At 38.3% G+C, this 14688-nt stretch carries 15 protein-coding genes; 10 read left to right on the top strand and 5 right to left on the bottom strand.

What is annotated here, in order from left to right; all coding sequences use genetic code 11:
• Positions 1-151: 151 nt before the first annotated feature.
• Positions 152-1066 carry a polysaccharide deacetylase family protein gene (locus G0029_RS05545; RefSeq protein ID WP_180110055.1) on the top strand — a complete coding sequence of 305 codons (915 nt, stop codon included), beginning with the start codon at positions 152-154 and terminating at the stop codon, positions 1064-1066.
• An 84-nt stretch (positions 1067-1150) separates the two neighbouring features.
• On the opposite strand, the gene G0029_RS05540 is transcribed toward G0029_RS05545, so the two are convergent.
• A complete protein-coding gene (locus G0029_RS05540; protein ID WP_180110056.1) occupies positions 1151-1429 on the bottom strand; it encodes a hypothetical protein in 279 nt (92 codons plus the stop codon).
• Positions 1430-1525: 96 nt separating this feature from the next.
• Positions 1526-2941 carry a type I glutamate--ammonia ligase gene (gene glnA / locus G0029_RS05535; RefSeq protein WP_171319222.1) on the bottom strand — a complete coding sequence of 472 codons (1416 nt, stop codon included), beginning with the start codon at positions 2939-2941 and terminating at the stop codon, positions 1526-1528.
• A gap of 878 nt (positions 2942-3819) precedes the next feature.
• Here glnA and G0029_RS05530 point away from each other — a divergent pair.
• From G0029_RS05530 to G0029_RS05490, 9 genes are all read left to right on the top strand, one after another.
• Positions 3820-4404 carry an anthranilate synthase component II gene (locus tag G0029_RS05530; RefSeq protein ID WP_078190263.1) on the top strand — a complete coding sequence of 195 codons (585 nt, stop codon included), beginning with the start codon at positions 3820-3822 and terminating at the stop codon, positions 4402-4404.
• Between the two features lie 18 nt (positions 4405-4422).
• Positions 4423-5469 (top strand): anthranilate phosphoribosyltransferase, encoded by a 1047-nt coding sequence (gene trpD, locus G0029_RS05525; RefSeq protein ID WP_078191968.1) that lies wholly within the window; start codon positions 4423-4425, stop codon positions 5467-5469.
• A 16-nt stretch (positions 5470-5485) separates the two neighbouring features.
• Positions 5486-6292, top strand: coding sequence for an indole-3-glycerol phosphate synthase TrpC (trpC, locus tag G0029_RS05520; protein WP_180108178.1), 807 nt, complete (start codon positions 5486-5488; stop codon positions 6290-6292).
• A gap of 106 nt (positions 6293-6398) precedes the next feature.
• Positions 6399-7382, top strand: coding sequence for a hypothetical protein (locus G0029_RS05515; RefSeq protein WP_180110057.1), 984 nt, complete (start codon positions 6399-6401; stop codon positions 7380-7382).
• 111 nt (positions 7383-7493) lie between these two features.
• Positions 7494-8183, top strand: coding sequence for a Smr/MutS family protein (locus tag G0029_RS05510; RefSeq protein WP_180108297.1), 690 nt, complete (start codon positions 7494-7496; stop codon positions 8181-8183).
• A 95-nt stretch (positions 8184-8278) separates the two neighbouring features.
• Complete coding sequence (gene folE / locus G0029_RS05505) at positions 8279-8827, top strand: GTP cyclohydrolase I FolE (RefSeq protein WP_180035634.1); 549 nt, start codon at positions 8279-8281, stop codon at positions 8825-8827.
• 120 nt (positions 8828-8947) lie between these two features.
• Positions 8948-9304 carry a cupin domain-containing protein gene (locus tag G0029_RS05500; protein WP_180108298.1) on the top strand — a complete coding sequence of 119 codons (357 nt, stop codon included), beginning with the start codon at positions 8948-8950 and terminating at the stop codon, positions 9302-9304.
• A gap of 249 nt (positions 9305-9553) precedes the next feature.
• Positions 9554-10003 (top strand): hypothetical protein, encoded by a 450-nt coding sequence (locus G0029_RS05495; protein WP_180108299.1) that lies wholly within the window; start codon positions 9554-9556, stop codon positions 10001-10003.
• Between the two features lie 70 nt (positions 10004-10073).
• The gene (locus G0029_RS05490) at positions 10074-10625 is read left to right on the top strand and encodes a DUF4385 domain-containing protein (RefSeq protein WP_180108300.1); all 552 of its coding nucleotides are present in this window, start codon (positions 10074-10076) and stop codon (positions 10623-10625) included.
• Positions 10626-10633: 8 nt separating this feature from the next.
• Here G0029_RS05490 and G0029_RS05485 read toward each other — a convergent pair whose 3' ends face one another.
• From G0029_RS05485 to G0029_RS05475, 3 genes are all read right to left on the bottom strand, one after another.
• Positions 10634-12025 carry a diguanylate cyclase gene (locus tag G0029_RS05485; RefSeq protein ID WP_180110058.1) on the bottom strand — a complete coding sequence of 464 codons (1392 nt, stop codon included), beginning with the start codon at positions 12023-12025 and terminating at the stop codon, positions 10634-10636.
• A gap of 106 nt (positions 12026-12131) precedes the next feature.
• The gene (locus G0029_RS05480) at positions 12132-14006 is read right to left on the bottom strand and encodes a DUF4105 domain-containing protein (RefSeq protein WP_373685056.1); all 1875 of its coding nucleotides are present in this window, start codon (positions 14004-14006) and stop codon (positions 12132-12134) included.
• Positions 14007-14115: 109 nt separating this feature from the next.
• Positions 14116-14586, bottom strand: a complete 471-nt coding sequence (locus tag G0029_RS05475; RefSeq protein ID WP_078190276.1) for a DUF3015 family protein — start codon at positions 14584-14586, stop codon at positions 14116-14118.
• Positions 14587-14688: the final 102 nt, after the last annotated feature.

Below are 14688 nucleotides of genomic sequence, written 5' to 3'. Positions count from 1 at the left end.
CAACTCAACATCGTTTTTCATGACCAATAGCTTGTTTTCAGTAAAATGAGCAAAACCAAAACAGCTTAAGCACTTCATTACATATGTAATCAACACAAACCTCACATACACAGTATGATGTCGTGGATAACCACTAAATTACACAAGCATAATGTTTCCATATAAGCCGCTATATGTTTTTATTTTTTTCGTTTTACTTTGTGCCAATATCACGGCTCAAGCAAAATCTATTGCGCTCAGTTTTGATGATGGATTAAATCCAGCGTTTAACGCACAAGCGGAACAAATCAATGCCCAAATTTTAAAACATCTGCATGATCAACAAATCAAAACTATTGTCTTCCCTAGCCTGATTAAAATTGGCGATTATCAAGGTAAACAACTGATTCAAGCGTGGGGACAATCTGGTCATCTGATTGGCAATCATAGTGCACTGCACCAAAATCTAAATAAAGAAAATGTCGCTGTACACGATTATCTGCACAGCATTGAACAGGCGGATACAGTGCTAAAAACGCTGCCAAATTACACACGTATTTACCGGTATCCTTTTTTAAAAGAAGGTAATAGCGCTAAAAAGCGTGATGCTGTCTATCTATGGTTAGCACAGCATAAATACCGCATTGGCGGAGTCAGTATAGATGCCAGTGACTGGTTTTATAACCGAAAATATCTCGACTATGCCAAACTGCAAGATCAGGACAAATTAGACCGACTAAAACAAGCGTATATTGCTCACCTGCTTCACCGAGCAGATTATTATGACCAACTTGCCCAGCTCACCATAAATCGTTCGCCACAGCATGTTTTACTTTTACATGTGAATGCTATTAATGCCGCAATTTTAAAGGATGTCATTACTGCTTTTCAGCAGCATGGCTGGACTTTTATTTCAGCAGCAGACGCCCTGCAAGACCCCTTATATACGCAGCACAGCCAAAACATCCCTGCGGGTGAAAGTGTAATTTGGTCCATTGCCAAAACAAAAGGATTAGAAAACTTACGCTACCCCGCCGAAGATGCGCCTTATGAAATCGACAATTTGAAACAGCATGGTTTGCAATGACGATTGGCAAATTTCTAGATATTCAATAAAAAATGACCTGCGACGTTGTAGGTCATTTTTTCAGTTCAATTTTTTAGTGTTGAATTAAAAGTTATCTGTCTTGGCAATGGCTTCAAACTTGCCTTGCGACGTTTTAATCAGAACTAGTCCTTCGGTGGTAATATAAAAATTTTCAGGGTAATCAAACTCCAATGCTAGCTCTGGGTTTTTCAGTTCGACAAATTCAGCCTGCTTATAACCTTCAACGGTCCGCCCCACTTCCAAATAAGTCACTTCTGAGAAGTTGAGTTTAAATCCCTTTGCTTGATCCGCTGGATCAATCCAAGGAAAAAAACCGGTATGTTTTTTACGTGGTTTTGCCATGTTTAGATATTCATTCAAATCTTTGCATTATCTTAACCCATCTCATAAAAAAACCCGCACAAGGCGGGTCTTTTTACAGTGAAATTCTGCACAGAATTACAAGCTGTAGTACATGTCGAATTCAACTGGGTGAGTTGTCGTGTTAAGACGACGAACTTCTTCAGTTTTAAGTTCGATGTAAGCATCAAGCATTTCTTTAGTGAACACGCCACCTTTAAGAAGGTAATCATGGTCAGCTGCAAGCGCTTCAAGCGCCATATCTAAGCTATGAGCCACTGTAGGGATTTTAGCTTCTTCTTCAGGAGGAAGGTCATACAAGTTCTTGTCAGCAGCTTCACCTGGGTGGATCTTGTTTTGAATACCGTCAAGACCAGCCATAAGAAGTGCAGCGAAACCTAAGTACGGGTTCATCATTGGATCTGGGAAACGTGCTTCGATACGTTTGCCTTTAGGGCTAGAAACATAAGGAATACGGATAGAAGCTGAACGGTTACGTGCTGAGTAAGCAAGCATAATCGGCGCTTCAAAATGTGGAACTAAACGTTTGTACGAGTTAGTTGATGGGTTTGTGATTGCGTTCAATGAACGAGCGTGTTTGATCACACCGCCAATGAAGTACAACGCCATTTCTGAAAGACCAGCGTATTCATCACCAGCAAACAAGTTCTTGCCATCTTTAGAGATCGACATGTGAACGTGCATACCAGAACCGTTATCGCCAACCATTGGTTTAGGCATAAATGTAGCAGTTTTAGCATATTGGTGAGCAACGTTCCAAACAGCATATTTGAACTGTTGAACTTCGTCCGCTTTACGAACCATAGTGTTGAAGCTTACACCGATTTCAAGCTGGCAAGATGCAACTTCATGGTGATGTACTTCTACACGACCTGGGCCCATGATGTCTTCGATTTTTGCACACATATCTGCACGCATATCTTGTGAAGAATCAACAGGAGGAACTGGGAAGTAACCACCTTTCACACGTGGACGGTGACCAGAGTTACCCGCTTCGTAATCTTTACCAGTAGACCAAGCAGCTTCTTCAGCGATTAATGTGTGGCGCGCGCCAGACATATCGATGTCCCACTTTACTTCGTCAAAAACGAAGAATTCTGGTTCTGGACCAAAGAAAGCTGTATCACCGATACCAGTTGATTTTAGGTATTCTTCCGCACGGCGAGCAATAGAGCGTGGGTCACGTTCATAACCTTGACCAGTTGAAGGTTCGATAACATCACAAGTCACAACAACTGTAGCTTCTGCAAAGAACGGGTCGATAAAACAAGTTTCTGCATCTGGACGTAAGATCATGTCAGATGCTTCAATGCCTTTCCAACCAGCAATTGAAGAACCATCAAACATTTTGCCATCTTCAAACGTATCTTCGTCGATTGAATCTGCTGGGTAAGTTACGTGTTGTTCTTTACCCTTAGTATCAGTAAAGCGAAAATCGACCCATTTTGCGCCACTTTCTTGGATGAGTTGAAGGACCTTGTTCGCCATGCTCATTTTGCTCCGATGATTTTTTTGTGCACACTGAAGTGCGTGTTAGTAGTTGGTAGTTATTAAGCAATTACCGTACCAACTTTTAAAAGCCAAGCTAAAATATTGAATTCCTTATCAGAATAGAAGATTTTAGCTCCTAGCTTTTCGACTATTATACTGTGTGTAACAGTAAATGCACCATATTCAGCCACTCTTCATCACTTTTGTTTAAAAACTTCTCGCAGGTGTATCAAAATAGTGCAACTTGGTTTTGCACCAAAATGATTAATCGCTTTCAACGATAAAATCATTGAGATTTTATCAAAGCTTTAAGGTCGAATTTAAATACGATAGAAACTAATGGCTTAGCTAGTTATAAATGGAAAAATACTGGCGTAATAACTGAATTAATGATCGATATCTAGGTTTTTTGAGCCCGTAAAGTATCCATTTTTTGACGTTAATTTAACCATTTTGTTTTAATTTTAATCAATTTACCTTAACATTAATTGTGCTCCATTTTGGTGATTTTGCTTCAAAACGGTTCATATTTTTCCATCTAGAGCCTGAATTGCTATTTTTAACGACATCAAGCAGATCTTTTTAAAATATCAATTGAACATATTTCACCCACTTAAATTCAGCCTAATGTCTTGTTCAAATTAAATCCCAAATTTATAAGTCGAAAATTTATTGAAATGATTTCAGTTGCGATGAACTTTGGCGAAATTGTTCAGCAGAAATTGAATAATATTTGCTATGATTGGCTGCATTCTAAATATTTCACTATTTTTCTATTTAAAATATCCACACGATATTTGGGGCAATATACAACTATTTAGAATCATTTCGGACTATTCAAAGCACATTTAAGTGCATAAATTTCAAAGGTTAATACGCTCATGCTTTTGATGATCGACAATTATGACTCTTTTACCTACAACATCGTCCAATATTTTGGCGAGTTAAATCAGGAAGTAAAAGTTGTACGTAACGATGCCGTGACATTGGAAGATATCGAGCGATGGCAACCGAAGTATTTAGTCATTGGTCCTGGCCCTTGTTCGCCAAGTGAAGCAGGCATTTCAATTCCTGCGATTCAACACTTTGCGGGGAAAATTCCTTTACTGGGTGTGTGTTTAGGCCACCAAGCCATAGGACAAGCTTTTGGCGGCGATATTATTCGCGCTAAAAAAGTGATGCACGGTCGTTTATCTGACATGTATCACAGCGATCAAGGTATTTTCAGCAACCTCCCTTCTCCATTTTCCGCAACGCGTTATCACTCTTTGGTGATTGATCAAGCGACTTTGCCTGAATGTTTAGAAGTGACCTGCTGGACCAATGAAGAAGATGGCACGATGGAAGAAATCATGGGCGTTAAACATAAGACATTGCCTGTCGAAGGCGTGCAGTTTCACCCTGAATCAATTCTTAGTGAACATGGCCATCAAATCTTTAAAAACTTCTTAGAAATTTACGCTTAATCGAGTGCAAAAAATATTATGAATATTCAACAAGCTTTAAATAACATCACTAAAAATATTGAACTCACTCAACCTCAAATGGAAGAAGTGATGCGAACCATCATGCAAGGTGAAGCGACCGATGCTCAAATTGGCGCACTGATGATGGGCTTACGCCAAAAAGGTGAAAGTATTGATGAAATCACTGCCGCAGCACGTGTAATGCGTGAGTTTGCGATCAAAATTGATGTCAGTGATCTGCCACATTTGGTGGATATCGTTGGTACAGGTGGTGATGGTCAAAACTTATTTAACGTCTCTACTGCGTCTAGTTTTGTTATTGCAGCAGCAGGTGCAACTATTGCTAAACATGGCGGTCGTGGTGTTTCATCAAAATCAGGCTCTTCTGATCTTTTAGAACAAGCTGGAATTAACCTTGACCTTAACATGCAGCAAACTGAACGTTGTATTCGTGAAATGGGCGTTGGTTTCCTCTTTGCCCCTAATCATCATAAAGCCATGAAATATGCTGCTGGTCCACGTAAAGAATTGGGCTTCCGTAGTATTTTCAACCTACTTGGCCCGCTTACGAATCCGGCCGGCGTAAAACGTTTTGTGATTGGTGTTTTCTCTACAGAATTATGTCGTCCTATGGCTGAAGTTTTAAAACAACTCGGTGCAGAACATGTCTTGGTGGTGCATTCAAAAGACGGTTTAGATGAAATTAGCCTTGCATCAAGTACTTATGTTGCTGAACTCAAAGATGGCGAAGTCACTGAATGGGAAATTCAGCCGGAAGCTGTAGATATCGAGTCGCAAACCTTAACGGGTCTATCTGTAGATAGTGCTGCTGAAAGTCTAAAATTGATCAAAGATGCTTTAGGTAAAAACAAATCTGCACTCGGTGATAAAGCCGCGAATATGATTGCCCTAAATGCAGGTGCCGGTATCTATGTTTCAGGCTTAACCAATAGCTATAAACAAGGTGTTGCATTAGCACATGACATTATTTATGGCGGTCAAGCACTAGAGAAAATGGGCATTTTGTCTGAATTTACTAAAACTTTAAAAGAATACGAAGCTTAAGATTAGGACTCAAATCATGGTAGATATAGCCAATACAATTTTAGGTAAAATTGTTGACCGTAAAAAAGAAGAATTTGCAGCCCGTCTTAAGCAACGTAGCTATAAAGATGTCGAAGAGCTAGCTCAAGCAGCTACACCTGTTCGAGGTTTTGCACAAAACCTCGGCTCTAAACGTCCGGGGGTGATTGCTGAAATTAAAAAGGCATCACCATCGAAAGGCATCATTCGTGAAAACTTTAACCCTGCTGAAATTGCGCAGCAGTATCAAGATGCTGGTGCGGCATGTTTGTCTGTTCTCACCGATGTAGATTTTTTCCAAGGTGCCGATGAAAATATTCAGATTGCACGTACGAACTGTGACTTACCTGCGCTACGTAAAGATTTTTTAATTGACCCTTATGGTGTAATTGAAGCACGCGCTTTACATGCGGACTGTATTTTATTAATCGTGGCTTGTTTGTCTGATCAACAACTCGAAGAAATGTCGAAAACTGCTTTTGAGCACAATCTCGACGTGTTGGTTGAAGTACATGACGAAGAAGAACTTGAGCGTGCAATGCGTCTTTCTGACAACTGTCTACTAGGCGTCAATAACCGTAATTTAAAAACCTTTGATGTTGACCTCAATACATCATTACGTTTGAAGAAGTTACTTGAGCCTTCTCGCCTACTTGTGACAGAAAGTGGTATTGCAACACCTGCTGATGTCGCGATGATGCAAGAACATGACATTCATGCATTCTTGGTCGGTGAAAGTTTTATGAAGCAGCCACGCCCTGATCAGGCGTTTAAGGAGCTGTTTGGTGTGTCTGATAAAATATAAATGAAATATGTAGGGTGAGTTCGCTCACCCTTTTTCTACTTTGCATCCATATTAAAAAAATTACACATCCTTTTTATAATTTTTATTCAATTGAGAATTAAAAATAATGAAGTCGATTATTTCTTCTACTCTTCTATTCATTTCATTAATCTTGGTTTCACTACACCAGATAAGTTGGGCAAAAAATATAACTCTTTATACTGGCTCACCGTATCATATTGACCAAAATCATATCCTCTACTTTAATATTTCCACTATGCCCGAAGGCATCATTGCTGCGCAGATTGACCTAAATCAAATTTTTCCAAATATAAATACTAACGTGCTAAAGGGCAAAAATTATGATTTCAATAATAATCAAATTGAAATCATTAGTTATCAAGGCTTACCAATAGTCATTAATTACTCAATCAATACTAAAAACAAGAATATTGAAAATTCAACCTATTTTTCTATTTCTAAAGGACATAAAAATTCTTTATCAAAACCAATCAATATTAAATCTCACCCTATTTCCATGGAAAAATTAAATCATTTTGAACAAATTTTTTATAAAGATACCCCTCATTTATTGAAAAAGAATTTAGCTGATGAGCCATATTTAATAAATATATTCATGTTCCATGCAGCAATAAATGATTTTGATGATATGAATGATTTTTTCCAAAAGGCGATAAAGAACCTGACACAGAAAAATGATATTGATAATTATGAAAAAGCCAAAAAATTGTATCTTGAATATTTAAATTTTGGTGAAAACAATGAATTTTATGATACCACCTTAATTATGGCGGCTATCGAGCACACAGATATTTCTTTCATCAAAAAAATGAAGCTGAGAAAAATAAATGAACTTGTAGTAGATGAAGTTGAACCACAAACATATTATTTCACTAGATGCTCCCCATTAGGTAAAGCTATCCGCCTAAATCAATATCAGATAATTTCTTATTTACTTGAAAAAGGCGCTTCAACCGAAATCGTGTGTATTTCTAAATTTAATGAAGAACAATCAGCATTAGCTCTTGCAGAACAATATAAAAATAAAAAAGTTATTAAATTAATTAATTCAACTTTGAAGCCCAAATAGGACTTGTAATGAATTAAGAGATCTTCTTTATATAAAGTCTTTCCAGTTCAAATCAGTGCCATTTAAGGCTATAATTGCACTAAATTTTTGTATATTTCCCGTTTTTTCATTATGAGCAAACACGATTCTTCGCTTTCAAAAGATCAGTACAACCTACTGAAATCTTTTAAAAAGCAAATTACGAATCCACATTCCTCAACGATTGCTAAACAGCCTGAGCCAACGCCAAAGACTGTTGAACAAGAGCAGGAAGAAGACTTCGCGCTTTTCCAAAAGCAAATGCAAGGTGTTCAAAAAATGAATGCAGGAAATATTGCAAAAATGGAAAAAGTGGGTCGTAAAAAACCTGATGCGCAAACGTTGGCTAAACGTGCTGCTGCAATTGGTCCTATGGAAACAGATGATGCATTACTTTCTGATACGCAAGCGATGCTCAACCCTGTTGCCAGTCAAGCTGCTTTAAGCTATCGCATTGCAACCTTACAACATAAAGTTTTTGAAGATTTAAAAGCTGGTAATCTACGTTGGTTTGAAGCTGTCGACTTACACGGTTGCACTGTTGAAGAAGCCCGTTCTGCCGTGCTGCAAATTATTCAAATGGCGAAAGATGACAATCAAAACGTCATTAAAATTGTGCATGGCAAAGGTCCAGAAGCAATTTTAAAAACTTATGTAAATAGTTGGTTACGTCAACATCGTGATGTATTGGCATTTGTGAGCGCCCCAGAAAAACAAGGCGGCACAGGTGCTGTACTGGTTCTGCTTAAACGTGCAGAAAAAAAACCACAGTTTAAACAATAATTGGATTTAACTCCAAAAGAAGGCATTGTAATAGTTTTCTGTTACAATGCCGTCCTTGTTCAATCTCTCAGTGTAAGTGAACACGTCTTATGTCTATGCAGCAATCCTACGCAAATATCCTAACTGCCGTTGGTGAAGATCTGAATCGCCCGGGTCTTAAAGATACGCCTATGCGTGCTGCTAAAGCTTTTTCATATCTTACTTCTGGTTATAGCCAGACACTTGAAGAAGTGACCAACAATGCGGTTTTCCCATCCGATAACCGTGAAATGGTCTTAGTTAAGAATATTGAATTCTATTCATTGTGTGAGCACCATTTATTGCCTTTTTATGGCCGTGTACATATTGCTTATCTCCCAGAAGGCAATGTTTTAGGTTTATCAAAATTCGCACGTATTACAGAAATGTTTGCCCGTCGCTTACAAATTCAGGAAAACCTCACTCAGCAGATCGCTGAAGCTGTGGCTGAAGTGACTGGTGCACGTGGTGTCGCTGTGGTGATTGATTCAGCTCACATGTGCATGATGATGCGTGGTGTAGGTAAACAAGAGTCTACAACACGTACCGTTTCTTTTATCGGTGACTTTAAAACCAATAAAGAAGAACGTCGTGAATTTTTAAGTGCAGTTCCAGAAAGCTATTAATAGAACATTCAGCGTTAGCACTCATAAAAAAAGCCTCGAGCTCTTGAGGCTTTTTTTATTTGTGTTTTAATGTTGCAAATCGTTTGCTTTGATAGCAAAGCACTATTTTCAGGATGAATCATGTCAGATGTATATATTGCCGGTCAGGGTTTAGCGCAAGCCAAACACAGCATAGACTTCCCTCGCCCAGACCGTTTGGTTCAGGGCAATCCTAAACGTGAAACTGCAAGCCTGTATGTACACCCCAATATGGACTGCGGGATTTGGCAATGTGAAGTTGGCACATGGAATATTGTCTTTGCACCGAACAAACAAGAGTTTTTTACTATCCTTGAAGGATTAGTACGTATTCATGATCAACAAGGTGGTTATATCGAGGTTTCCGGTGGCCAAGCGGGCATTATTCCCCCATCGTTTCAGGGCAAGTTTGAAGTTGTCGAAGCCGTCAAAAAATACTATGTGGTTGTAGAAGTTTAATCGCCCAAAATATTTATTTTGAAAAAATATCTTTTAAAAATATTGTTTGTAACCGTGCTGTAAGACTTGTAACTCAAAACTACAGCATAAAATTGATATCAATTACTTAATGTATTTCTGTTCATAAATTAAACATTTCATAACATGATTTCACCCCCCATCTTCAAGATTAGTCCGTACATTGAAAACAAGATGAATCCTTTAGATTCATTGCTATTTTCTTTTTTTTACTAACTAAGGGTGATCACTATGGTAGCCGCAAAAAAGACAACTGAAAAAGATGAGAAAAAGACAGCGAAAACTACGGCAAAAACTGCAAAAAAGAATGAGGATAAAGTAAAAAAATCAGCTAAAGCATCGAGTAAAGATTCAAACAAAGCAACAAAGAAAACTGCTGAAAAAAAATCTAAGGACAGCACTTCTAAAAAAGAAGCTGCAACTAAAGATGAAAAAGTAAAAGCTAAAAAATCTGCGTCAACTAAAAGTTCGCCGAAATCTAAAGCTGACAAAAAAGAGGCCCCTAAAAAAGCCAGCACATCAAAAACAAGCACTAAGGTTAAAGAGGAAAAGCCAAAAGCTGAGAAGAAAACAACCAAAAAATCTTCAAAAGAAAAGAAAACGGATGCTAAGGCAAGCAAGTCTAAGGGAGAAAAACCCAAGACGACCAAAGCCAAATCCACCAGCAAAAAGACAAAATAAAAAGTAGCCCCAACTGGGGCTACTTTTTTAGCTTAAGCTTGAAATAGAGTAAGGTTGTAATGGAGTGAATATGAATAATAAATCCATCCCCACACCTAAGCGTGTATCACGCGTTCATTCCAATAGTTTTAATTACAGTTTAGATTTTAAAAAGATAAATTTTCGCGAACACCCTGAACTTTATAGAATTGGACGTGGTGAACAAGGTGTATTACTCGTAGAGCCTTATAAATCTGAAATTTTGCCTTATTGGCGATTTGCTAATGAAGAAAAAGCCATCGAAAGCAGCACCAAAATTTGGCAACTTTTTGAAGAGTATTTAGACGCTGAAGATTTTGTCGGTGCAGATATGGCACGTAAATTTTTGCAGATGGGTTTTACACGTGCACGTCGCTATGCCAACCATAAAGGTGGTAAAAAATATGAGGGTCCAGTCCCTAATGATAAAAAAGGATTAAGTGGTGCACATGGACGCGAAGAGCTTCCAAGACAAAAAGAGGATCCCGTCAAAGCAGCTGCTGCACGAGTATTTAAACAAAAATGGGATGAAGCTAAAGTTCATCCCAAGTATGTAGAGCAAAAAGCAAAATTTTTAGATTTTCTACAAAGCAAAATTAAGTGAATATCCATTTAGGATGAAGATGATCTTGTTTGCTGATCAGTTTTAGCAACGTAAATACGGTTACGACCAGTATTCTTGGCAGCATAGAGTGCTATATCGGCAGCATCTAGTAAACGTTGATAGTCAGGATGACCGTTATACTGCTCACAACCAACGCTAACGGTTAAACTAAATTGCTGACCTTGTACTGTTCGGATCACTCCGTTTTCAATATATTGGCGAATATTTTCTGCAACTTTCATCGCACGGTTTACATTGGTGTCCACCAAGAGTAACAAGAACTCTTCGCCACCAATACGGAATGCATAATCGCTACCTTGGCTGTAACGCTGCAAAGCTTCGGCAATAAATTTCAGTGCAAGATCACCTGCCGCATGACCAAACTTATCATTGATCATTTTAAAGTAATCCGCGTCAAAGGCTAGCAAAGACAAAGGCGTTTCATTTTGACGTGCAAAAGTAATTTCACGTGAAATAATAGTACTAAGATAACGACGGTTTAGGAGTTGCGTCAAAGAATCATTGCCTGACTCAATATATTCAGCCACCTGAAATAATTGATCGACTAAATGCTGAATTTCACGATTTAAGTCTCGAATCTGTTGAATCAAATGTTGCAGTTCATCTTTATCCGTTATTTGTGTGGTTTGCTGCGTTAGCTCATCCACTTGATAAATTCGATCAATAATTAATTGAACTTGATCTGAACCCGAAAAAGCATATGCCGCTTTATGAATAAACCACAATCCAAATTCTGATTTTGAAAGTAAGGAATGATAAAAACTGACATTTCCCGAAAAGATTTTAAACATCAATTCATTTTCCCAATTGAGCAATGAACCACGTTGTTTATCTTTATGCACTGCAACATCTTGCATCGCTGAAAATAAGCGATAATTATGCTTGGTTTCTTGCTTTTTTTCCGTATTGATCTCATAAGATCGGCACATAATTTCTGTGCTAAATCCGATAATTTGTACAATATAACTGCACATATGGAGAATATTTTGCGTATGGTTTAGCTCTAAAATTTCAAATATTTTACGTTCTATTTCACGTACACCACGCATAATCAACCATGACGGAATGCCGACACGCGCATGCACCATTCCAACTTTTTGCTGCCTTTTAACCGAAATTTCAAAATCATTATTTAGTGCAACATTAAATGTTTCTAATAACCATTTTCTTAAGGTGTCGATGAGCCTTTTTTGAATAATATCGTCTTTAAAAAATTCAGCTGACGCTGGTTCTCTCGACATTTGTTCATAAAAAACAGTAACTAAATGCTCAACATGCTTCTGGATAAATTGCAAAGCTGCAAGATGTTCATTTTCAGTATATTGATCACAAATATCTTTCCAAGTCTGACTTAGACCTGTAATACATTCTTGATTCATTCGGTGACACAAACCACAGCGATTACAAAGCTAGCAATCATACCTTGCTTTACTTACATAAAAAAACAAATTTATTTGATATTTCACATTTTATCTATCTTAAAAATTAATAGAAAAATACATAACTCAATTTCAATTTATTCCAATCTTGATCATCTTGTTGTTGGTATTCGTATCCTAGTCTTAAAGCATTTTGTTGGTTGACGATATATTGTAATTCAGCATCGAGTTTCAGATTCCATTGATGTGTATCTTCCCAATACGGAAGCTCTGCCTGAACCAAACTGTTGAGTTTTTCTGACCAAATATTTTGGCAACCCAGTGTCGGCCCAAGGCCCACTCGCCATCCATCATCTAGAGACTTACCGCCCTGCACTTGCATTTGAGACTGCACATAACACAAATGCATGCGTTCTTGATTGGCCCAGCTATATCCAGATTGCGCTTTTAATTCAGCTACGCCATGTTGTTTCGTTTCACTAAATTGACCTGCATCTACAGACACTTGCTGCCAACCAAAATTAAAACCCCAGCTTAGCGGTGTTTTAAATGGCGTGATCGGATTGTAGGAGTTGACCGATAAAAAATCAAAATGATTGAGTTTGAGTTGGTCGTCTCGATATTGGATCGAGCCATCCCAAAACATCAACTGCGTACCAATCCGAAAGCCACCTTGCGGATCGATCAAATCATGATAAGCCTGACGATGACCGAGTTCGATATATTGGTTACCTTGAACTTCACCCACGGTAGCTGAAAAATTTCTCGCATGATGTCCATTGACTGGATCTAGACTTGGCTGCTTAGGTTCAATCCGTTGTTTGGGTTGTGAAGATTGGCTACGTAAGGCCAAGATTTGACGCAATTTAGGCTGCGTTTCTTCCGCACTCACCTTTCGACCAATCAGTAATAAATACAGATGGTCATACGCCATTTCCAATATTTTCGCTTGCTCTGCTTCGTTAAACTCAGCGAGTTCTGTAGACATGTTCGCAGGTTCAATTTCAGCGAGCTTATGCGCTTCACGTGCTAAACGATATCCATGTTGCTGCGCTTGTGATAAAAGCTGCGTTTCTAATGCAGGACGATAAACTGCTGCTTGAATCAGATTTTCATCATTAATTGCTTTAATCGTCTCAACGGGAATGGAAGCGACTTTAAATTTCTGGGTTAAATTCAGTGTCGGGCGAACCAAATCCATTAAGCCCAATAATCTATATGCACAGTTATCGCTAGCAAAATAATAGGGAAAACTGACATTTTGCATTTCCCAAATATGTTTAACCAAATAACTGGTTTCTTGCTCGGTCAGTGCTAGCTCATATTCCCACAAATCACGACTTTCAAAATCACCATATTCTTTCACCTTCCGGTAGTACGGCATCAAGGAATATTCACCAGGATATTGCCCTGTTAAGCCTTTCCATGCATAAGACCAGTTATCTTCACCTGCAACTGTCGCTGCATAGTTAATGGCGTATGACACCAAATTTAGCTCTTTCTGATCTTTCGGATCGAGACGCAACAAGGTATGTCCAAACATAGAACTTGGATTACCCATAAAGTCTGTGGCGTAGATTAATGTTGCTTTATAAGGCTTAATTTTCCCAAACCATTCATCAAACTCAGGGCAACTCACCACAGGTAACTGCTCTGAACGGATGGATAACTCTTGCATCAGCCACTGACTACGCGCAGGGAAACGACAACGAAAGGCTTGATTAGGTTCGGCGGTTTGAAACAGTGCAGCGACATCTGCCTCTAATTCAGCTTGGGCATTTTGACGGCCATTTTCAGCCAAAAAGTAACCTGTATAGGTAACTTCACTTTGTCCTTTATGATCTGTATATAAAAGTCGTTGCCAACTGATGTGTTCAGACAGTTTTTTTGATTGTGCAAGTTCAATATATCGCTGTAGCTCTACGGTTTTAGATAGGTTTGGATCTACAACTTGCTGAGCATATAAGATGCTCGGAATCATAAAGGTACAAAATAAAGCAATTGATTTCATTCAGTTATATTCAAATCCATTTTTATATATTTTAGATAATAAAAAACCCTGCCGAGAGACAGGGTTTTGAAAGCATCGATTAAACGTATGCTTTAAGTACTTCGTCTTTTGCCATTACACTTTGTAATGAAGCAAGTACTTGTAGAGAAGACTGGTTTTCAGCTGAATAGATTTCAGCAAAATTTGCTTTAGACACAGCAAAGAAACGTGCTTTATCTGTTGATTGGATGTTTAAAAGCTCAGCCAAAACATTCAGGCTCTCACCTTGACCAACTGCCATATCACGAGCAAGTGATTCAGCATTTTCATTGGTAAATGTTACCGCTTGAGCAGTCACTGTACCTGTACCGCTACAACCTAAAGTACCAAAGGTAATACCAAGTAACTGGTTAGTAAAAATACCGTTGGTAGTCGCAGCTAAAATTTTAGGAATTTTACCTGATTGACCAGCCCAAACTTGAGAACCAACACCACAACCTACGTCACGGTCAGCAAAAGCAGCTGTAGAACCTAGTGCAACGACTGCAACTAAAGCTAATTTTTTTAACATAGCACTTCTCCAGGGAATTTTATTCCATTGTTTTTAATTATTAAAACATGTGTAATTTTGATTACACACCTGTAGATTAACTTGATCTTTCAGATAAGGCAA

The sequence above is a fragment of the Acinetobacter sp. YH12138 genome, from assembly GCF_015218525.1.
GTDB lineage: Bacteria > Pseudomonadota > Gammaproteobacteria > Pseudomonadales > Moraxellaceae > Acinetobacter > Acinetobacter amyesii.
Note: the sequence above shows the minus strand (reverse complement) of the source record. Positions and strands in the feature narration are given on the sequence as shown.